Source organism: Pleomorphochaeta sp. DL1XJH-081 (assembly GCF_049310885.1).
Taxonomy (GTDB): Bacteria; Spirochaetota; Spirochaetia; order Sphaerochaetales; family Sphaerochaetaceae; genus CAYZJV01.
The window spans coordinates 322,524-343,243 of the sequence record NZ_JBMDYO010000003.1 but is presented as its reverse complement, the minus strand read 5'-3'; the positions used below and the strand labels follow the sequence as shown (position 1 = coordinate 343,243).

Below are 20,720 nucleotides of genomic sequence, written 5' to 3'. Positions count from 1 at the left end.
CATGGAAATACGCTTGGCAGCCGATCCTAACATCTCAAACCGCCTCACCCTATTTGGATGGATTGCCAGTTTTGTGATTATCGAACTGATTTGGACTTTTGTGGGAAGCGCTGCTACACACCTCTTCTTGGAAGCCACGAGAAACAATCCATGGAGCTCGAACCCTTGGGTAATCTATGTAGGCCAGCATATCAACTTTCTCGTCCTGTTCTTCACTATTCTGATTTTTGTTCACCATGCAATCGGTCTCCCTCTGCTCAGATACGTAACCAATGCTCTCAACTTCAGGTGGGAATTGTTTTGGTTCTCCCTACTTGTCTGGACCGCTGGCCTTACCATTGCAACCATGGTGACTGCAGTCTTCGAACCACAAGCTATCATATTCCATACAACGGACCAACTATGGAACCGTCTCCTGCTGATGGTCCTAGCATTGGTACTTACTCCTCTCCAGTGTATTACCGAAGAGTTGCTTTTCCGTATTACCTTATGGCGAATTATGGAACAGCGGGTAAAACGGTATTGGATCATGGCAGTGGTCTCAGGAATAGTGTTCACCCTAGCCCACCTTACAAACGCAGAAATCCAGGGATCGAGTAATGTACTCTCCGTACTTCTCTACTATTTCCTTAGCGGATTCCTATTCATGGAAATGGTTCGCATACACCAAGGCAGTGAAGCCGCATTCGGCGCACATATTGCGAATAACCTATTTCTCGTCCTTGTGATTAATTATAGTGGTTCATCATTGGTCAGTGATCCATGGTTCTTGCAGCAGGACCCCTTGGTGTGGCTGGATATCACAGTCTTGCTTTTATGCTCGACCATAATCATCCGTTACGGTAATCGTATTGGACCTAAAAAACCCTCTGTCCCTCGTTATCGGTGAAGTTCCCGGTAACGATGAGAATAAGGTCCACGATGACCCAGATTCCTAATCCTCCAAGAGTAAAAAGCATTAACAAGCCGGTTCCGACTTTACCGACAAAGAATCGGTGAAGACCCAAGGGACCGACAAATATGCAAAGCAAGAGAACAATTAACCATATCCTGTGTTCTTCCACGAAAGGAGTTCCACTTGAGCCAATACGTACACCACAATGTGGACAGATCTCAGCTCTTGCAGAAATGATCTTTCCACAGGAATAACAATATTTCTCATTTTCTCTTCTATAGGTATCTTCCATAGAAACCTCCTCTATCTTAGTACTATACCTGTAACATTATTGCTTTCCAACGGTTTGTTTAACATATACACAAAATCCACACATAAGGCGGAATGCATGGCTAGACGATCGAATCGTAACAAGAATAGAAGAAAACGACTACTTATACTCATTGCAATTCTAGCAATCGCATACATCGTCCTCTGGATGGTCACCCCATCGGTTGAAGAATACTATGGTGATGGAGGCCAAAGTGGAGCTGTCGCCGGCATGGAGATACCCCTGTTGGAAGAAGGTGATGTGCTTACTTTCCACACCGGTTTCGCCCTGATGTACGATGAGGATCATGAGCAGGCACGTTGGGTAGCGTATGAGTTGACCCGCGATGAAGTGTACGGGATTCATGAGCGAAAGGACAATTTCCGTAGCGACCCATCAATCAAGAGCGGTTCAGCAGAACTGGACGATTATCGGGGATCGGGTTATGACCGTGGCCATCTTGTACCAGCTGCCGACCTTCCCTGGAGCGAGGAATCTATGGGAGATTCATTCTATATGAGTAACATGAGCCCACAAGACCCATCATTCAATCGGGGAATCTGGGCAGATCTGGAGGCAACCATCAGAACCTTCGCAGCAACCGAAGGTTCCATATATGTGGTAACCGGTCCAGTCTTGACCGATGGTCCGTACGATAGTATTGGAGATAACGGTGTTTCGATTCCAAATGCTTACTACAAGGTAGTTCTCGACTATGTAGAGCCAGAGAAAAAAGCTATTGGATTCATTCTCCCCAACGAAGGATCCGATAGGAGACTACAGAGGTTTGCAACAAGCATTGATGATGTCGAAGAGCTTACAGAGATAGATTTCTTTCCACAGCTACCTGATGATGAAGAGAAGAGATTGGAATCGTCCTATGATGTGGATGCATGGAATTTCGAACAATTCATGGCAAGCAAAGATGAGCGGGAAGCCTATTCAAGGGACAGCACTGCTGTCGAAATACCAAAACGTGAGGATACGACTGTAACCATGGTGAAATCGGTGATCGAAAAGATTATGGTACAAACGAAAAGGGAACTACGATCCTTTATCCGCTCATTCGACATTCCTATCCTCGACAATTTATTATGAACCCACGCGACTTTACCCAATCTTCACCACCTCAAGTGTTGGTAACGGTTGACTATCGCGCGATATAGGTTGATATTGGGAGAATGTTGAAAATTGAAAAACCATGTTCCAAGGAGTATCGATTCATGAAGAAAACAGCATTGATAGCCTTACTGCTTATTGCCAGTTTGGTCATAGTTTCTTGTACAGCAACGAAGAGCGAGGCACCTGAAACCGTTTCCGAAGCACCTGTGGAGACTACTCCAGTTGAGCAAAGTGAAACCACCGTTGTCTCAGAGCCGGTAGAACAAGAGCCGGTCACTGAAGAGACCTTGGTGATCGACAGTGCTCCTGCTATTACTGCGGATGATCCCCAGATCGAAGAGAAATTCAGTTATGTTTATGGTCACTTGATGGCATCCGGTATCCTTGCCCAGGATATCAATCTAATACCCGAGAATTTCATAGCGGGTTCTACAGATTTCTTCCAGTATGTCGATCCAGCCATTACCGAGCAACAGATCAATGAGTTGTTCGCCAAGTATCAGAGCTTTATCGATGGCAAGATTACACAAGAAGAGTTAGAGGCTAATGATATCGAACCTATCGGAGAAATGAGCTCCTACTATGAGATGTTCAGTTATGGATACGGATATGTCGTGCAGTACAATCTACAGAGTCAGGGAATCCTAGTAAAGATCGAAAACTTCCATAATGGTGTCTTGGATGCATTCAACGACGTGGTTCTCGATTATACCGATGAGGAGATCGATGCCCTTTTCACCGCATATCAGCAGAAATTAATGGCTGACTACGAAGCACAGGTTGCCGAGTATGCCGAGCAAAATCTTGCTGATGCTGAGGCTTTCCTTGCAGACAATGCTCTTGAAGAGGGAGTCCTCACTACCGATAGTGGCCTGCAATATAAGGTAGTCAGCGAAGGTGACGGTGCATACCCAACCGATGAAGACACCGTCGAGCTCGATTACATGATCACCTTTCTCGATGGTTCAACCGGAGATAGCTCCTACAGCCGTGGCACACCTTCAGTATTTACTTTGGGAAACCTCATCCCCGGATTTAAGGAGGGTGTGAAGCTCATGCCCATAGGTAGTCATTATCGCTTCTATGTCCACCCTGACTTGGCCTACACGGAAATGGGAACTGAGACCATTCCTCCTAATACCCTTCTGATCTTTGATGTTGAGCTACACGATATCGTAACCGAATAACGTCTCTCCTCTCGTGCATGTTCTGACCGCTGTGGTTATCCGCAGCGGTTTTATTTTTACATAGAAGAAACCATACCTTGACCATTGGCATGCCATAGCAGTATAATATACTTATCATATATGTTTACTATGGTATAAAAGGAGAACATGCATGTCAAAGATATATAAGGACATCACTCAACTGGTGGGAAAGACACCCTTGGTTGAACTGCCGAATTTCAGTGAACGATACCATCTGAAAGCACGCCTTTTGGCTAAATTGGAATCATACAATCCTGCTGGTAGCGTAAAAGACCGCGTAGCGAAGGCTATGGTTGAGGATGCTGAAGCGAAAGGATTGCTCACTCAGGGGTCGACAATTGTAGAACCGACGAGCGGAAACACGGGCATTGGACTCGCCATGATGGGAGCGGCACGTGGGTACCAAGTCATATTAACCATGCCCGATACAATGAGTGTGGAGAGGCAGAATCTACTTAAAGCCTATGGGGCAGAGGTTGTATTGACTGAAGGAAGCAAAGGTATGAGAGGGGCAATGGAAAAAGCTGAGGAACTTGCTAAAACTTTTAAAAAAGCTTTCATCCCCAGTCAATTTACGAATATGGCCAATCCGGGTGTCCATGAAAAAACTACGGGTGTTGAAATTTGGGAAGATACCGATGGAACAATTGATGTTCTTGTTGCTGGTGTTGGAACCGGTGGCACCATTTCTGGAGCCGGAAAGTATCTCAAACAGCAAAAGGCGACCATTCGGATTATTGCAGTTGAGCCGAGCGGGTCTCCTGTGTTGAGCAAAGGAACACCCGGTCCCCATAAGATCCAGGGAATAGGTGCAGGTTTCATTCCAGATACGCTCAATACAGCAATCTACGATGAGATAATTACCATTGAGAATGATGATGCATTCACGATGGGAAGAGAACTGGCAAAGAGTGAAGGAATCTTCGCTGGAATCTCATCTGGAGCTGCCCTTGCCGCCGCCGTCAAGTTGGCACAAAAAGCGGAATATCAGGGAAAGACCATTGTCGTCGTACTCCCAGATAGCGGTGATCGCTACCTCTCTACCCCTCTCTTCAACGAGTGAAATCATGGACAGATCCTTATCTGATCGGCTGCTTCAATTAGCTGAACCGGAATACCGCGAATTCACACAACGGTTGATACCTGATGGAAAACCTCTTTTGGGAGTCCGTATGGGCTCAATTCGGTCTATCGCAAAGGAACTAGCCAAATCCAACCGATGGAATCCCCAAACCCTTGGCGATCCTACTGAAGACCAATACCACGAAGAGAAATTGGTCCGATTCCTGGCACTTGCCTATGCAACTATCGAAGAAGAAGAGCGGCTCGTACTATTGGAGCGTATGCTCGACCACCTCGACAACTGGGCACTTTGTGACAGTCTGTCATCCACGCTAAAGGAAACAGCTAAGTATCCGACAATTTACCGGGACTTCATAAGAAGGCATCTACATGATAAGCGTCCCTATGCTTGCCGATTCGCCATCGTGCTTATATTGAACCACTTTATGACACCAAACTGGATAGAGGATAATTTGGCGTTGCTGGAACAGGTTAAAAGAGACCATTACTACATAAGAATGGCTGTAGCCTGGGCAATTGCCACCGCCTTTACGGTCTCACCTTCAGTAGTATTAACGTGGTTTGGAACCACTACCATGGATATAGAAACCCTTCGTATGGCTGGCCAGAAGATAAGGGACTCTAAACGAGTCTCCCCCGAAGATAAAAAAAGGACTACCGCCTTGCTACAAAGCAGGAAATAACCCTAACCCAAAGTCTGCATACATAATGGAAGAGGTCTTGGATTTTTAGTCCAAGACCTCTCGTTGTACAAGTATTAGAAACTTGTTTCTATTCGAATTTCTTTGGTCCTGCGGCAAGAGCCTTTTCGACCAATGTATAGAAATCGTTCACGTGGATTGTAGCTCCGGCGATGTCGTCAGTGTGACCTTCATCATCCTTATAGGTAATTGCCTTGGGATCCTGAGTCTCAAGCAAGTAGTCTTCTACACGCTGAGCCTGGACATGCCATTCATCGATAGCACCACCACGGGCGACCATCTGGTAGTTACCTTCCATATCGTAGGTCTTCTTGTCGTCGCCAGCTTCGTTTACGGCACTCCAGAAAACATTCACAATATTACCGTCCTTGACCAAAAGGGAGACATAACCTTTCCAACCAGAAGAGGAGAACTCATCTTCAGAAGCATAGTAACCGCCGTCTGCATAAGGTCCAAGTTCAACGGGGCCGTTCTCAAGAGCCTCAGCTGCAAGGTTGAACAACGCATCTACGTGGATAGAGACACCAGCGATATCATCGGTGTGGCCTTCATCATCCTTGTAGGTGATATCGGAAGGATCCTGGACTTCGATCAGGTAATCCTCTGCTGCCTTGGCCTGCTCAAACCATTCCGCCTGTGCTCCACCGAATTTGACCATGTTGTAATTACCAGCTTTGTCATACGGCTTCTTATCGTCGCCCTGCTTGTTCACAGCACTCCAATTGACAGCTGCAATACGACCGTTGAGGACGGTGAGCGAAACATATTCTTTCCAACCGGAAGAGGGATATTCGTCAGCCATGGCGAAGTAGGCTCCATCCATGTAGGGACCGATTCCGGCAGGACCGGCTGCGAGAGCCTTCTCTACCAGGTCGAACATCTCTACAACGTGGATAGATACTCCAGCGATATCATCGGTATGTCCAGCATCATCAATGTAAGTGATAGCGGAAGGATCCTGGGTCTCGATCAAATAGGCTTCTGCACGTTCTGCCTGTTCGTACCACTCTGCCTGTGCTCCACCGAACTTGACCATATTGTACTTTCCAGCTTTGTCGTACACCTTCTTTGAAACACCTGCATTAACATTCAGGCCATTCCAATCTACATCTGCGATCTTACCGCCCTGTACAGTCACGGTTACGGCATATTTCCAACCTGAGGAACCAAACTCTTCATCCATGGCAAAGTAGATACCATCGACATAGCTTTCCGGTTCATCCGAAGCTGCGGGTGCTGGGGCGGGTGCGGGAGCGGCTGCTGCAGGTGCTGGGGCAGCTGGTGCTGCGGGTGCTGCTGATGCAGGCTCTGATTCTTTGGCACAACCGACCATGAACAACGCGGTCATGGAAAGGGCCAAAACCAATAGAAGAATAGATCTCTTTCTCATTTCAATCACTCCTGATATATCGATATCGGAGTATAGTATATTAGTTGATCGGATCTTACGCAAGACCCTTGGCAAAAAAAATTGACCCTCTGGAGGAATGAAAAACCGACCCGCAAAGCAGGTCGGTCTATTCATTTCAATGAGCTGAAATTAACGATGGACAGCGGTCAATGCACCACCGATAGTGAGCACATCATTTTCCAATGCCATATCCAAAGTTCCATCGAAGAAGTACTGAGCATCGGCTGCTGCGATATTCTTCATGATGTTACCGGTTTTCTTATCGCTTCCTTCAATAACCTTACCACCTGCTACGCTACTGTCCCATACCTTCTCCCAATCGATGGTAGCAGAAGTTCCATCAGCTGAGAAATCCTTGCTGATAACCTGGGGAGCACCAGAGGCGATATAACCGATCGGTCTCATCTCGAATGATCCATTGGGGAATTGGAGCTTACCGTTGGAATCGCTGGTAATCCTATAGGCTGTACCACGGTGGGCATACTGTACGACAACCTTACCATCGCTAGTCTTATAGGCGTTAAGATTATCGGTTAAGATCTGCTCGTAGGGGGTCACACCAAAGAGGAAGAGACCTCTCAGACCAGAAGAGAGTGTGGCCTTCCCTTCAACATCGTACAAGTAGGCATTGAAAAGGTGGGTAGATCCCTGATCAGATGCACCAGTGGTTGCATCGGCATGGTCTTTGTCTACTGCCATGTATCGGATATTTCCTGTAAATGAGAAATAGTTCTCAACGTCGGCTTCAGCCACATTCAAACGATAGCTGATCTTCAAATCCTGGGAACCGTCGGAAACAGGTGCGGCTGGTGCAGCGACAGCTGCGGCAGGAGCCTGGGCGGCGGGTTCCGATTTCGCACAACCGACAGCGGTAAACGCAATCATAACAATTAATGCGACACTAAAAAGCAAGGTCATTTTTTTCATGTTCATACTCTCCCCTATGGTGGTATATAAGTTTAAATAGATAATATATTACTTTATCGATTTAATTCAATATCTTTTTATCTTTTTATGAAAAATTATTTCTCTGCAGGTAAAATCGAGTGTTTTAATGGAATCTTTGACAAGGGAGAGGCAAACTGATAGGATTCGCGCATGAAACTCAAACGGGTTGGCGATAGTGTAATCCTTCTCTTATCTCTTACGATTATCGTCCTCAGCTTTGGAGGAATCTCCGACTTCACCGGAAAACCGGAAGTACATGTGCGTACAGAGGATGGTGAATTCATCTACGAACTCGAACAAGATACGTTTGCGACCTTTACCGGACCCGTTGGCGAAACCTCCATAGAGATACGGGATGGCAAGGTACATGTCCATGATAGTGATTGCCGGAACAAGGTTTGTATAGCTGCTGGATGGATCTCATCCCCTGGGGATTGGATCATCTGCCTGCCAAACAATGTTTTTATCCTCGTTGAGGGCTCCTTGGATTCTTCAGAGGAGGGAGGTACCGATGATATCGCATTCTGAAACACATACGCATGCGAGGGTTGAATTCGTAGCCCTTCTTGCAGCCTTTGCCCTTTTCCTTTCAACGGTGGAATATATGATCCCCAAACCGGTTCCATTCATGCGTATCGGCCTTGCCAATCTCCCACTTCTCATTGGCCTAGGGATTTTGAATAACCGTGAGTATATCCTCCTTGCACTGCTTAAAGTCCTTGGACAAGGTCTGATCACCGGCACGATATTTAGCTATATAGCACTCTTTTCCCTTGGAGGAACTATATCGAGTGCATTCGTCATGTTCGTAATGTTCCGTTATGGTAAGCATTGGATAAGCCTACTCGGCATAAGCATGGCGGGAGCTATGGCAAGCAATATCACACAGCTCCAGTTAAGTCGTGCTATTCTCTTCGGTGATGCCGCACGTCTGATTGCGCCACCATTTTTAATCGTCGGTTTGGCAACATCGATTATTCTGGGGATTTTTGCACAGCGCTTCGTTGACCATAGCGCATGGTACAAGCGGACATTGGAGGCCAAGAAATGAAGGTTTCCAATCTCCGTTTGACTGCAGGATTGTTGGCTCTACCCGCTATCCTTCTGCAAGACAATACTTTTGGTGTAATGATCCAGGCCCTCTATGTGATTATCATAGCGATCATGCATGGAAGACGATTTAGGTTGTTACCCAATATAATTTTGCTCATTTCAGTATCGAGCGCACACCTTCTCCAACCAAACGGACTGCTCCTCTTTTCCTTAGGTGATTTCCCCATAACTGCGGGAGCTATGATACTAGGAATGAGAAAAGCATTCACCCTTATCGCACTACTCTATTTATCGCACTACATGGTCACCGGAAAACCTCAATTCCCAGGTACGCTCGGCCGTCTAATTTCATTACAGTTCTATTATTTTGATAAGATCACCAGTGGCTGGAAGGCAATTTCTCCAAAACGTCCTTTCATAGGAGCAATCGATACATTGATGCTCTCCCTATCTAACGGAGACGAAGGCAGCCAATCAGGAGCAGGGAATGTCTCCGACCTTCCCGGTACACCAAGAGAATGGGTGATCAATAGCGTGCATGTCCTGATCCTATGGGCGCTCTTCAGTTTGGGAAGGCTGGGAATGCTCCCTACACTTTAGAGATTTGTTATTTGGAAGTCTGTATCTGAGATTGTGTACGTTATATCCCCATCCACTAACCCACTGGATAGATAGAGTTCCCGATCCTTATCGATAAACACAGCCTCAACACCGTCGAGCGATTCTATCAGATCCAACCCCTTTTCCAAACCTAAAGAATAGACAGCAGTGGAGAGAGCGTCGGCAAGAAACGATTCATCGGTAATGATACTGGCACTGGTGATATCGGTCTTCACAGGGTACCCTGACTCGGTATCGAGTATGTGGTGGTAAACGATACCGTCAAGCTCCAGAAAGCGTTCATAGGGCCCACTGGTAACCAAAGCCTGATCATCCAAGCCAACAATCATGACATGCCCGCCACGCTCGGCTTCAGGGTTCTGGATCCCGATTCTCCATGGTGTACCATCGATTCTCGTACCTACGGTAAGTACGTTACCTCCTAGGTTGATAATCGCTTTCTTGATGTCGTGCATAGCGAGTATCTTTGCGACCTCGTCCGCCGCGTAACCCTTCGCGATACCACCCAAGTCGAGCATCATACCTTTATCTAGCAACTCGATTGTAAGATGCTCCGAATCAAGAATGACCCGATCATAACCGATGAGCGGAAGAAGGCTATCTATCTCTGTTTGTGGAGGCCTACGGGGATTATCGCCCCCAATATCCCACGCTGTGACCAATGGACCGACAGTAGGATCGAAGGCTCCTTCACTAAACCTGGCAGCCTCAATCGCTTTCTCAACGACCCTGAAGGTGTCGTCGGAAACTTTGACCGGTCCGATTCCCGCAGAGGCATTTACCTCAGCGATTTCACTGGTTTCGAGATGGAGACTCATCCTTGCTTCAATATCGGCGATACGTGCAAAAGCTTCACTGAAAGCCTCCTCCGTCGGCTTGTCATATATGGTAATACGACATGCCGTTCCCAACATGAGTTCAGACTGGGACTGGGGCTCGATTGTGGAAGGACTTTCCGACCTTGCACACGACATTGTTGAGAATACTAAAAAAAGTATTCCGATAAAAAAGAACTGAATTGCATTTATACTCTGTTTCATGATACTACTATACAAGTGATATATCGCATTATGCGAAAAACAACAACCTGTCACGGCTGGACAATCATGCCCAGACCTGAAAATCGGGAATCAATATGGTTTTAGAACCAAGCGATAAGGAGAGAACACATGGATAAGAAGCGAATTGTGGTTCTTGGCGGAGGCTATGCGGGCGTCCATGCCGCCAAAAGACTGCACAAAGCCTTCAAGAGAATGAAGGACCAGGTAGAGGTAACTCTGATAGATCGTCACAGACATCATATACTTATGACCGAGTTGCATGAAGTTGCCGGTAACCGTGTAGACGAAAGTTCGGTCAAGATCTCTTTTGATAGGATTTTCGCTGGCAAGATGGTGAACGTAGTACGTGATGAGATCAAGCATATCGATTTTGACAAACAGGTCCTCGAAGGTATCGCAGCATCCTATCCATATGACCAGTTGATCATTGCGACTGGAGCCGAAGCAACGGACTTCAATATCCCCGGAGTCAAGGAACACGCATTCTATCTTTGGAGCTTGGAAGATGCTCTTCGCATTAAGCGCCATATTATCGATATCGTGATGAAAGCCTCTTACGAGAAGGACGAATCCAAACGTAAGGAGATGCTTACCTTCGTTGTAGCTGGTGGTGGATTCACTGGTGTAGAGCTGGTAGGAGAATTGATCGAATGGCTCCCCATCCTCTGTAAAGAGTATGGAGTCGACTATGACGAGGTTCGTCTGATCAATGCCGAGGCACTCGGAAGTATCCTAAACATGCTTCCCGACAAACCGAAGAACAAAGCAATCGCGTACATGGAAAAGAAGGGTGTTGAGATCAAAACTCACAGTCTTATCGTCAATGTTGATGAGAATGGCTTCGAAACTAAAGATGGGACACGAATCAACACCAAGACTTTGGTATGGACCTGTGGAGTTCGCGGTACAACATTCTGCCATAACCTACCCCTCACAGATGGGAAAGTCCAGCGAAAGAAGGTTGACGAATTCATGCGTAGCCCTGACCACGACAACGTCTATCTGGCAGGAGATGGTATCTGGTTCATGGAAGATGGTAAGCCCGTACCACAGATTGTAGAAGCCGCTGAACAGACTGCAGCGACAGCAGCTGATGGGGTAATCCATAATATCCGTAAGGACCTTGGCCTCAAGACAAAAGAGGTCGAACCATTCAAGTCGGCTTTCCATGGATTCATGGTATCGATTGGTGGACGTTACGCCGTATCATTCAATATGGGAATGTCCATGTCTGGATTCTTCGCCCAAGCCATCAAACACTTGGTGAACATGTATTACCAATTCGGCGTTTGTGGAGTAAATGGTGCATGGACCTATTTCAAGCACGAAATCCTCAATATGAAACATCGAAGATCCCTTATCGGTGGAATGGCATCATATCGCGTACCGCCCTATTGGATTGTATTCTTGCGTATGTATCTGGGTGTTATGTGGCTTATCGAGGGTGTAAACAAGATTACCGAAGGTTGGCTGACCGACACAACAGGGAGAAAAGTCTATTGGGGACCAATTCCGGGAGCAGAAGGTGACGCGGTATCTGCCGCCTCCGGAGCTGTGGCTACAGCTGCCGCTTCAGGCGCGGTTGCAGAGCCAGCTGCACAAGCTGTCAGTTCGGCTAGCACTTGGGCAGAACCCGCTGCAGAAGCTGTGGGTAGCGCAAGTACTGCTGCTGTAGAAGCCACAGGAGAAGCCGTCAAACAATTCGCTCCACCATTGTTGAAAGAGCCTTTGGGCATCTATACATGGATCAACGAGACCTTCGTGGCATTGGCACCCTATTTATTCCAAGTTGTGATAGTCCTAGCTGAAGTCGGTATCGGATTGGCATTCATTGGTGGTCTATTTACCTTCCCTGCCGCAATTGTTTCAATCGGACTGTCGATCATGTTCCTTATTGGAGCTCTCGCTGGAAAAGAGATCCTGTGGTACATGGCTGTATCGATTGTAATGTTGGGTGGAGCCGGTCGTGCCTTCGGACTCGATTACTGGGTGATGCCATATCTTAAGAAAATTTGGAACAAGACCCCAATTGCCAAGAAACTCTACTTCTTCATGGATGAACCTGAGTTTACCAGAAAGCAAATGGAAAGACGTCTTCAAAAGCAGAAGGATGCAACTCTATAACCATGAATGAATTTTGGAAAAACGAACCCGAAATTGCTACTGAGCTGGAGTCGGTCGGTTCGTTGATTCAGGACGCTGTGGATCGTTCCCATAGTTTTATACGTCAATTGCTTGCCGCCCAGGTGAAAACCAGCGGCAAGATGTTGCGTCCAGCTCTTGTTCTCATTGGAAGTCGTCTGGGGAAATCCGAGAGGAAAGAAGAAGTCTTACGCATCGCTAGTGTGCTGGAGATGGTCCATATGGCCTCTCTGGTACATGACGATATTATAGATGAAGCCAAAACAAGGCGCGGAATACCTACCATCTATGCCCAATCCGGAGCAAAACAGGCAGTCCTCGCTGGGGACTACCTTCTATCCAGAGCAATGGCATTGGTTGGAGGAAAAGAGGGTGATCTTGAAGCGGCAGCCGTTTCAAATGCATTCTGTCGTCTCTGTGAGAGCGAACTAGACCAAGATGCCGGTCAAAGCGACTATGCCATTTCGGTCTCCACCTATATCAGGAGAATTGCCGGAAAGACTGCATCCCTCTTCGCTTTAAGCGCCTATGCTGGCGCTGCAGTAGCTGAGGCTCCACGAAATTTGCAATATACGATGCATAGAATCGGGTATTTGATGGGAATGGCATTCCAAATCCAAGATGACATTTTGGATTACGATGGAGATGGCAAAAAGTTGGGAAAGGATCCCGGAAAGGATCTTCTTTGCGGGATTCCAACCCTCCCTCTGATCGAAGCAATGGAAATAGAGAAGGTAAAACCCAAGACTGAACAAGTCTTGCACCAACTCATGGCTAAGCAGAAGCTTTCAAAACGCGAAGCCGGCAAAGCTGTTGATCTGGTAATTTCCCTCGGGGGACTAGAAGCCGCCAAAAAGCTTTCCCATACGTATGCAGAAAGGGCTTTCCATGATATCGATTCGCTTGGGAATGAGCAGGTCTCCACAATCTTGAAAGGATTGTTTAGCAAATTATCGACTCGCAGGAATTGACATGTCTATTGAACAGCATACACTCGACACAGAATATGAATTGATGTTGAAACATCTCGAATTTCGATCAAAGCAGAAGAACTTCTCAATTGACGACATAAAAATGGAATTGGAACACCTACTCGTGTATCAAGGCCAAGATTGGGTCGGCAGAGGCGAGATTAAAAATGCAGAGATCCAAGGACATGTCTATGCATACCAGATATTTCTCAAACGATGGCGAGACGAACATAATACTGACAAAAAATAATAGGTGATGGAAGAAAACAACATGCTCGCTCCCATCACCTATGGTGTAATACTTCGGATCAAATTATCCTAGAAATCAAAATTATCGGGATCTGGTCCGAACCTCTTTCCTTCATTCAATGCATCGATCGCATCCATATCAGCACTTGAGAGGGAAAAATCAAAGATTTGTGCATTTTCCTTTATCCGATGATCATGCACCGACTTGGGAATAATGACCACACCATGTTGTAGATGCCAACGGAGTACAATCTGTGCAGGTGTTTTTTGATATGTCTTCGCTAACTCTTCTAGGACCGGTAGATTCAGATTTCCCTTCATTAAAGGACTCCAAGCCTCCAAGACAATATTATTCATTTGGCAAAAGTCCCTGATCTCCTTCTGGTTCAATAAAGGATGACATTCGACCTGGTTCACTGCTGGAATTACATCACTTGCATCCAAGATATCCTTCAGGTGATGTACATGGAAATTACTTACACCGATTGCACGGACTCGACCCTCTTTGTAGAGGTCGGTAAGCGCACGCCAAGTTTCTACATACTTTCCTGCGACAGGCCAGTGAATGAGATATAAATCGAGATACGAGAGACCAAGACGTTCCAATGAAGCATCGAAGGCTTTCAAGGTAGCATCATATCCTTGGTCAGCATTCCACACTTTCGATGTGACGAAAATTTCTTCTCTTGGTATATCGGTCTCACGGAGAGCTTGTCCGACTCCATCTTCATTTCCATAGACTGCAGCAGTATCAATGGCTCTATAGCCTGCTCGAAGTGCAGATTTGATGGCTGCTACCACTGGTGAGCCATCACCAACTTTAAATACTCCCAAGCCTAGGCCTGGCATTGCTACACCATTATTGAGCATTATGGTGTCTTGTACATGTTGTATCATCAACTATCCTCCTTGATTGAATATCTTAAAGATACATACAAATCCATGGACCGGCCATCTACCGATACAACCCTACGATTACTGTGCTGTCCAACCCCCATCTACCAGAAGGAGAGTTCCCGTTACCATATCGGCTGCATCAGAAGCAAGGTAAAGGACTGCAGAAGCAACATCCTCAATGGTAGCAACCCTACCTCTTGGAATATTTGCCAATACGCCGGCAAGAAATTCAGGATCATCCAAGCGTTCAGCGGTTCCGGGGGTCTTCACAAAAGTTGGGCCTACGGCATTTACAGTTACACCACGAGGCGACCACTCGATAGCAAGAGTCTTGGTCAGCATATTCACGGCTCCCTTTGAGGCACAATAGACAGCCTCATTGGGAATCGCTACCACAGATGCTTGCGAACTCATGTTAATAATCCTACCCTTTCCCCGTTTAAGCATCCCCTGTGCTGCCGCTTGACAACAAAAAAAGGTTCCCTTTAAGTTAAGATCCATCATCCAATCCCAGTCATTTTCAGTAATTTTCTCCGCGGGAATTGGATTGCCCATACCTGCATTATTCACCAGAACATCGATTTCACCAAATTCTTCGACAATCCTTTCGAAGCAAGATGTTATAGATTTTACGTCTCTCAGATCCAATAAGAACGGTTTGCATATGCCGCCATCTTTTGCAATCTCTGAAGCCAAAGACTCCAAGGCCTCTATACTTCTAGCAGCGACAGCGATTCTTGCTCCTTCATTTGCGATGATCTTCGCCAGTCCATAGCCGATTCCCTTGCTAGCTCCTGTAATTACAACGGTCTTTCCTTGAAGGCCCGATCCAAAACGTTCCATAATACATTCCTCCATGCAAAAATTATTTCGTTGCGGTTTTATTGACTCCACTTCTGCAATTCTATGATATTTTCCTCTGGATCTCGTGCGTAAACGACAGAAATCATTCCAGCCCCCTCTATCCGGGTATCGACAACCTCTCCTAAAAGAGAGCCTCCGTGGGAGACTATAAGCTGAAGGCTTTGCTGTACGTCTTCGACAGCAAAGGCTATATGGCCAAAACCTTCTCGATTAATCATCCTATCATCGGCTTTAGTATTGTTTTCATATTCGAAAATCTCCAGAGTAGGACTATCTTCCGTATTGCCGGGAAGAAGAAGATGTACTCCTCTGATATGGGCACCAGGTATTCCAGTAAGATGATCTACCCACGCTCCTGTCAAATTCCTTACTGGGGGCTTTTCTACACAACCGAAGACGTCAATATAGAAATCGGCTAAGGAACGCCAGTCCCTTGCGATGAGATTCACATGGGAAAATTTCATATTATTCCTTCTCTTTGTAGGTGCATGACCGATTCAAACACTGCTTGCAATGATGTATACCTTGGAGAATATTGTAACAATCTCTTTGCCTTTTCAATGGAACCGCAGGGACTTCGACTGATATGGTCATCCGTAAACCAAGCATCCTCTTCGGAAACCCTCTTCTTGAAGTCTTCCCAGCAGGCAAACTTCAAATTCGGTTCGTGTCCAAACCATCGAAATGCAGCTTCGGCAAACCCACGGAGTGTCACTGCTCCGGATGAGAGGGCAAGGAAACTCTCACCAATGGAAACAGACCTATTCTCCATAGCACCGATGCATACGGAAGCTACATCATCGGCATGAACATGGTGGACAGTCTCCATTCCCTGGTTTGGCAATAGCAGCTGTTTACCTGCCTTGATAGCTTTCCACACCTCGATATTGAAATTCCCTTGTGGATTCAATGGAATCCAACCCGGACCGACAATGTGGCCTGGGTGAAAGACCGTAACGGGAAAGTTATTCGTTCTTGCTTCATATAATAAGTAATTTGTAAGCTTTGCTTTGTTTATACCATAATCTCCAAAAGGTTCCCGTAGAGACTCTTCGGTAAAAGGAACGGTGCGGCTAATTCCATTGATCCATACAGTTCCACACATGAGCAAATGTGTGATTTTACCCCTCAATTCCTCCACCAGCTGTTCGCCACTCTCTTGTGTAAAGCAGATAAGATCTATTATGACATCACCTTTGAGATCGGCTATCTGTTTTCCGAAGGTTCCCTCGGTTTCCGCACGTTCCCGATCGATAGAGAGCCTTTTGACCTTCTTCCAAGCGACATGTGTGAAATAAGGATCACGATTGCCACGAGAGACCACAGTAACAGAATGTCCTGCTTGTATTAGACGAGGAACTGCAAATGAACCGATATGGCCGGTCCCTCCCAAAACCACGATATGCATGTCTGGACCTCCAATGAATGGTATGCAAGGAAGCCTTCGTTTCGTTGGGAAATCAACGTATGCTTCAATTTCGATTTTACCACACAATCGTCTTATCTTACACGTATAAGAGCATCTGATGAGGACCTTCCCGATTCTTGTCTTTACTAAATGCAAATCAATTGGTATAGTCGGCTCAATCGGAGGCCTTGTGCAATGCTACGGCTTTTGCACATGATATGTCATCCACCAAATCCAATTATTTAGGAGCTCTCTATGGCTGAAGGTAACGCTTCTCTCCATGGCAAGCAGGTGGGATTGTATATCACCCGGGTTCTGAGCGGAATGGCTCAGGGGTTGTTTGCCTCCCTCATCATCGGTCTTATCATCAAACAGATAGGTCACTACAGTAATTTCATTCTATTGGAACGCTTTGGTTTGATCGCCCAATACCTTACCGGTCCTGCTATCGGAGTCGGTGTCGCTATTGCAGTAAACGCATCTCCACTCGGAGTAATTTGTAGTGCTGTCGCAGGGGCTGTAGGTGCGGGGTCTTTTGTCCTAGGCGAGGGACCTTCTATTGTTCGGATGGCTATCGGGGAACCCTTTGGAGCCATGTTGGCAGGATTAGCCGGTGCGGAAATCTCCAAAAAAGTTGCAGGGAAGACTGGCGTTGATATCATGATCGTGCCTCTTGCCACAATCTTGGGAGGATCGCTGGTAGGGCATTTTATAGCTCCTCCGATATCCGCTTTCATGACCTATCTGGGTGCTTTCATCAACTCGTTGACAACCCTCTACCCGCTCCCCATGGGAATCCTCGTCTCTACAGTCGTGGGCATGGTTCTCACACTTCCTATCAGTAGTGCCGCGATATGCATCAGTCTCGGTATCAACGGACTTGCCGCGGGAGCAGCTGTCGTAGGTTGTAGTTGCCAGATGATAGGATTCGCAGTCTGTTCGTATAAGGAAAATAAAATGGGGGGTCTTCTCAGCCAGGGTCTTGGAACCAGCATGCTTCAGATTCCCAACATCTGGAAAAATCCATTGATCTGGATTCCCCCAACACTTACGGCTGCAATCCTCGGGCCAATCAGTACTATGGTTTTCAAGATGGAAAATAATAGTGCAGGTGCTGGAATGGGTACAAGTGGTCTCGTAGGTCAGTTCAACGCTATTGCTGTCATGGGAACTCAGGCTTGGCCTCAAGTCCTCTTGATGCACTTTCTCCTTCCTGCGATCATTTCACTCCTCATCAGCATATTCATGCGGCGCAAGGGGTGGATCAAAGATGGCGATATGTTGCTCACAACCCGTTGAGAGAATTCAGCCCTCCTGATGTAGGAGGGCTAAACATGACCTTTGCTATTTATATAGTGGCTTTCTTGTAGTTTTCCTCAACCTTGGACCAGTCAAGCACGTTCCATATAGCTTTCAGATAGTCTGCCCGCAAATTCTTATATTTCAAGTAGTAAGCATGCTCCCAAACATCAATTCCAAGGATGGGGATTCCGCCATTGGGATCCATCAACGGGGAATCCTGATTTGGCGTGTTCACCACCTGCAACGAACCATCGGTTTTAGCCAATAGGAAAGCCCAGCCAGAACCGAACCTTCCAGCCGCCTGGGATTGCAGTTCCTCTTTCAGAGATTCCAGACTTCCAAAGTCGGCATTAATCCGCTGGGCAAGTTCTCCTTCCGGTGCAAGCTTTGCTTTCGGACTGAGAATGGAGAAATAGAGGTTATGGTTTAGATAACCACCTCCATTGTTCCTTACTGCAGTGCGCAACTTGTCATCGCTGACAGAACCAATATTCCTGAGGATGTCCTCTATTGACTTATCCTGCAGACTTGCATCCTTCTCAATGGCTGCATTGAGATTCTTGGTATATCCCGCATGGTGCTTTGTATAGTGTGTCACCATGGTAAGCTCGTCAATGTGTGGTTCCAATGCATCGAAACCATAGGAAAGTTCTACCTGTTTAAACATGTAATACCTCCTGTGTATCGTAGTTTGTTAGGTAAAAGGTAAGATACAAAGGAATTTTCCATTAGTCAAATAAAAATATAATGGAAAGAAGCCAGTACTCCCAAATCTATGGAATTACCGGTTATCTCTCTCATTGAAATATATGTTTGGATTTGCCCAGAACAAGACTCGAACTTGCACAGTGTTGCCACCACTAGGACCTGAACCTAGCGCGTCTACCAATTCCGCCATCTGGGCGCACTTCGAGACTATATCTTACACAAGCAGATTTTGTCAACGTATCGCTTGTTGCCGATTCATCCGCACATGATTATGTTCAAGGCATATCACCTGATATGAAGGAAGGTATTTTTATGAAAGTTACATTCGGAGGCACACCAGTAGAACTGGCTGGAACAGAAATACATGTCGGAGATACCATAGCCGACTTTAAAGCAGTGAAAAATGACCTGGGAACTTTCAGACTGAGTGAAGTGAAAGGAAAGAAACTCATCGTTGCCGTACCATCTTTGGACACTTCGGTGTGCGATGCAGAGGTCCGTAGATTTAATAAAGAAGCTACGAGCCTAGATGATGTAACGGTAATCACCATCTCCATGGATCTTCCGTTCGCGCAAGCTCGATGGTGTGGTGCTGCTGGAGTTGACCATGTGATCACTGTCAGTGACTACAAAGACCGCGATTTCGCCCACACATTCGGAGCATATCTGCCAAATGTTGGCTTGATCGCAAGATCGATTTTTCTCTTGGACGAAAATAATACCGTAAAATATGTCGAGTATGTACCAGAGGTAACCGATCACCCGAATTATGAAGCGGCACTGGCAGCAGTGCGAGCCTAAATCTCTCTCGTTATATCGTTTTTCACCCCGGACCACATCTTCCCTCGGTCCGGGGTATTTTTTTCCTTAAGTCCCAGGAAGGGCTACAGAGGGACGAGGGAAACTTGAAAAAGGTTTGAAAGAACTCTACAGTATAGTTATGAATATTCGTATCCTGTTTCTTGGAGAAATAGTTGGCCGTCCAGGAATCCACGCAATTCGCGATGGATTAAAAATATTGAAAAAAGAGAAGGAAATCGACTTTGTCGTAGCTAATGGCGAAGGAACGACCAATGGGTTTGGCATCGGAAAGAACCATGCCCTCCAATTATTGAAAATTGGTGTGGATTTGATCACAACAGGTGAAAAGACCTACTTCAAGAAAGATATGGTAGAACATATCGCTAAAAACGGCAGGATTATTCGTCCGGCCAATTATCCTGCTGGTAATCCCGGTAGAGGCTATAGGATAGTAGAGATTAAGGGCAAGAAAGTTGGATTTATCGTCCTTTTAGGAAATTCTGATTTTCCTCGAACGCATCTTGGGAATCCCTATCTTGGTGCAAATGCCCTGCTGGAAAGAATGAAATCGGAAACTGATGCCATCTGCATCCAATTCCATGCATCCACGACTGCGGAAAAACAGACGATGGCCCACCATGTCGATGGAAGAGCCTCCGCAATGATAGGCACACACACCAAAGTTTTAACATCAGATGCCCGAATCCTACCCCATGGAACAGCAATGATCACCGACAACGGTCGCTGTGGAAGTCCCACAGGAGTGGGAGGGTTCGACGCCTCGACCGAAATTGAAAGGTTCCTGACACAAATACCTTCCCGCTCACAGGAAAACTGGGGCAAAATCGAACTCCAAGGTGTTATAGTTGATATAAATGAATCCGGAAAAGCAACCAATATCGAGCTCGTAAAAGAGCAAGTGAAAATTATTGAGGATAAAGGCGCCTCCTAAAAAGGCGTGAAGG

Annotated in this window: 23 protein-coding genes and 1 tRNA gene; 14 read left to right on the top strand and 10 right to left on the bottom strand. The window is 46.3% G+C overall.

The genetic code is table 11. The features are described from left to right. Position 1 precedes the first annotated feature (1 nt). Positions 2–889 (top strand): CPBP family intramembrane glutamic endopeptidase, encoded by an 888-nt coding sequence (locus ACODJP_RS08185; protein ID WP_422480369.1) that lies wholly within the window; start codon positions 2–4, stop codon positions 887–889. Here the strand turns inward: ACODJP_RS08185 and ACODJP_RS08180 are convergent. After that, positions 858–1,187 (bottom strand): TM2 domain-containing protein, encoded by a 330-nt coding sequence (locus ACODJP_RS08180; RefSeq protein WP_422480367.1) that lies wholly within the window; start codon positions 1,185–1,187, stop codon positions 858–860. The genes ACODJP_RS08185 and ACODJP_RS08180 overlap by 32 nt on opposite strands. A 96-nt stretch (positions 1,188–1,283) precedes the next feature. On the opposite strand from ACODJP_RS08180, the gene ACODJP_RS08175 reads away from it, so the two are divergent. The 4 genes from ACODJP_RS08175 (at position 1,284) to ACODJP_RS08160 (ending at position 5,301) form a co-directional block, all read left to right on the top strand. Then, positions 1,284–2,303: a DNA/RNA non-specific endonuclease gene (locus ACODJP_RS08175; RefSeq protein WP_422480365.1), complete on the top strand. Its 1,020-nt coding sequence runs from the start codon at positions 1,284–1,286 to the stop codon at positions 2,301–2,303. A 125-nt stretch (positions 2,304–2,428) separates the two neighbouring features. Continuing rightward, on the top strand, positions 2,429–3,514 hold the full coding sequence (locus tag ACODJP_RS08170; protein ID WP_422480363.1) for an FKBP-type peptidyl-prolyl cis-trans isomerase N-terminal domain-containing protein: 1,086 nt from the start codon (positions 2,429–2,431) through the stop codon (positions 3,512–3,514). Between the two features lie 151 nt (positions 3,515–3,665). After that, the gene (gene cysK / locus ACODJP_RS08165; RefSeq protein WP_422480361.1) at positions 3,666–4,598 is read left to right on the top strand and encodes a cysteine synthase A; all 933 of its coding nucleotides are present in this window, start codon (positions 3,666–3,668) and stop codon (positions 4,596–4,598) included. Positions 4,599–4,602: 4 nt separating this feature from the next. Next, a complete protein-coding gene (locus tag ACODJP_RS08160) occupies positions 4,603–5,301 on the top strand; it encodes a DNA alkylation repair protein (protein WP_422480359.1) in 699 nt (232 codons plus the stop codon). An 88-nt stretch (positions 5,302–5,389) separates the two neighbouring features. Here the strand turns inward: ACODJP_RS08160 and ACODJP_RS08155 are convergent, their stop codons facing one another. Both ACODJP_RS08155 and ACODJP_RS08150 read right to left on the bottom strand, forming a co-directional pair. Beyond that, a complete protein-coding gene (locus ACODJP_RS08155) occupies positions 5,390–6,709 on the bottom strand; it encodes a hypothetical protein (protein WP_422480357.1) in 1,320 nt (439 codons plus the stop codon). Positions 6,710–6,859: 150 nt separating this feature from the next. Continuing rightward, positions 6,860–7,657 carry a hypothetical protein gene (locus tag ACODJP_RS08150; protein ID WP_422480355.1) on the bottom strand — a complete coding sequence of 266 codons (798 nt, stop codon included), beginning with the start codon at positions 7,655–7,657 and terminating at the stop codon, positions 6,860–6,862. 171 nt (positions 7,658–7,828) lie between these two features. On the opposite strand from ACODJP_RS08150, the gene ACODJP_RS08145 reads away from it, so the two are divergent. Genes ACODJP_RS08145 through ACODJP_RS08135 form a run of 3 tightly spaced genes read left to right on the top strand, consistent with a single transcriptional unit; the run spans position 7,829 to position 9,331 of the window. Beyond that, positions 7,829–8,206, top strand: coding sequence for a NusG domain II-containing protein (locus ACODJP_RS08145; protein ID WP_422480353.1), 378 nt, complete (start codon positions 7,829–7,831; stop codon positions 8,204–8,206). Further along, positions 8,190–8,729 (top strand): Gx transporter family protein, encoded by a 540-nt coding sequence (locus ACODJP_RS08140; RefSeq protein WP_422480351.1) that lies wholly within the window; start codon positions 8,190–8,192, stop codon positions 8,727–8,729. Before ACODJP_RS08145 ends, ACODJP_RS08140 begins: the two co-directional genes overlap by 17 nt. Continuing rightward, the gene (locus ACODJP_RS08135; protein ID WP_422480349.1) at positions 8,726–9,331 is read left to right on the top strand and encodes a hypothetical protein; all 606 of its coding nucleotides are present in this window, start codon (positions 8,726–8,728) and stop codon (positions 9,329–9,331) included. Before ACODJP_RS08140 ends, ACODJP_RS08135 begins: the two co-directional genes overlap by 4 nt. Here ACODJP_RS08135 and ACODJP_RS08130 read toward each other — a convergent pair. Continuing rightward, positions 9,328–10,392 carry an FAD:protein FMN transferase gene (locus ACODJP_RS08130; RefSeq protein WP_422480347.1) on the bottom strand — a complete coding sequence of 355 codons (1,065 nt, stop codon included), beginning with the start codon at positions 10,390–10,392 and terminating at the stop codon, positions 9,328–9,330. The genes ACODJP_RS08135 and ACODJP_RS08130 overlap by 4 nt on opposite strands. A gap of 129 nt (positions 10,393–10,521) precedes the next feature. On the opposite strand from ACODJP_RS08130, the gene ACODJP_RS08125 reads away from it, so the two are divergent. The 3 genes from ACODJP_RS08125 to ACODJP_RS08115 are packed head-to-tail and all read left to right on the top strand — an operon-like array spanning position 10,522 to position 13,776. Next, positions 10,522–12,537 carry an FAD-dependent oxidoreductase gene (locus tag ACODJP_RS08125; RefSeq protein ID WP_422480345.1) on the top strand — a complete coding sequence of 672 codons (2,016 nt, stop codon included), beginning with the start codon at positions 10,522–10,524 and terminating at the stop codon, positions 12,535–12,537. 2 nt (positions 12,538–12,539) lie between these two features. Then, positions 12,540–13,526, top strand: coding sequence for a polyprenyl synthetase family protein (locus ACODJP_RS08120; protein WP_422480343.1), 987 nt, complete (start codon positions 12,540–12,542; stop codon positions 13,524–13,526). Position 13,527: 1 nt separating this feature from the next. Beyond that, complete coding sequence (locus ACODJP_RS08115; protein WP_422480341.1) at positions 13,528–13,776, top strand: hypothetical protein; 249 nt, start codon at positions 13,528–13,530, stop codon at positions 13,774–13,776. 68 nt (positions 13,777–13,844) lie between these two features. On the opposite strand, the gene ACODJP_RS08110 is transcribed toward ACODJP_RS08115, so the two are convergent. The 4 genes from ACODJP_RS08110 to ACODJP_RS08095 all read right to left on the bottom strand — a co-directional run bounded on the left by ACODJP_RS08110 (position 13,845) and on the right by ACODJP_RS08095 (position 16,944). Continuing rightward, on the bottom strand, positions 13,845–14,672 hold the full coding sequence (locus tag ACODJP_RS08110; RefSeq protein WP_422480339.1) for an aldo/keto reductase: 828 nt from the start codon (positions 14,670–14,672) through the stop codon (positions 13,845–13,847). A gap of 78 nt (positions 14,673–14,750) precedes the next feature. Next, complete coding sequence (locus ACODJP_RS08105) at positions 14,751–15,515, bottom strand: SDR family NAD(P)-dependent oxidoreductase (protein WP_422480337.1); 765 nt, start codon at positions 15,513–15,515, stop codon at positions 14,751–14,753. A gap of 38 nt (positions 15,516–15,553) precedes the next feature. Then, complete coding sequence (locus ACODJP_RS08100; protein ID WP_422480335.1) at positions 15,554–16,000, bottom strand: VOC family protein; 447 nt, start codon at positions 15,998–16,000, stop codon at positions 15,554–15,556. Then, positions 15,997–16,944: an NAD-dependent epimerase/dehydratase family protein gene (locus ACODJP_RS08095; RefSeq protein WP_422480333.1), complete on the bottom strand. Its 948-nt coding sequence runs from the start codon at positions 16,942–16,944 to the stop codon at positions 15,997–15,999. The genes ACODJP_RS08100 and ACODJP_RS08095 overlap by 4 nt, the downstream gene beginning before the upstream one ends. A gap of 255 nt (positions 16,945–17,199) precedes the next feature. Between ACODJP_RS08095 and ACODJP_RS08090 the strand changes: the two genes are divergently transcribed. Then, on the top strand, positions 17,200–18,243 hold the full coding sequence (locus ACODJP_RS08090) for a PTS transporter subunit IIC (RefSeq protein ID WP_422480331.1): 1,044 nt from the start codon (positions 17,200–17,202) through the stop codon (positions 18,241–18,243). A 49-nt stretch (positions 18,244–18,292) separates the two neighbouring features. Here ACODJP_RS08090 and ACODJP_RS08085 read toward each other — a convergent pair whose 3' ends face one another. Both ACODJP_RS08085 and ACODJP_RS08080 read right to left on the bottom strand, forming a co-directional pair. Beyond that, positions 18,293–18,913, bottom strand: coding sequence for a superoxide dismutase (locus tag ACODJP_RS08085; RefSeq protein ID WP_422480329.1), 621 nt, complete (start codon positions 18,911–18,913; stop codon positions 18,293–18,295). Positions 18,914–19,066: 153 nt separating this feature from the next. After that, positions 19,067–19,150 (bottom strand) — tRNA-Leu (locus ACODJP_RS08080). A gap of 116 nt (positions 19,151–19,266) precedes the next feature. Here ACODJP_RS08080 and tpx point away from each other — a divergent pair. After that, on the top strand, positions 19,267–19,755 hold the full coding sequence (gene tpx, locus ACODJP_RS08075) for a thiol peroxidase (RefSeq protein ID WP_422480327.1): 489 nt from the start codon (positions 19,267–19,269) through the stop codon (positions 19,753–19,755). A gap of 139 nt (positions 19,756–19,894) precedes the next feature. Beyond that, a complete protein-coding gene (locus ACODJP_RS08070) occupies positions 19,895–20,707 on the top strand; it encodes a TIGR00282 family metallophosphoesterase (protein WP_422480325.1) in 813 nt (270 codons plus the stop codon). Positions 20,708–20,720: the final 13 nt, after the last annotated feature.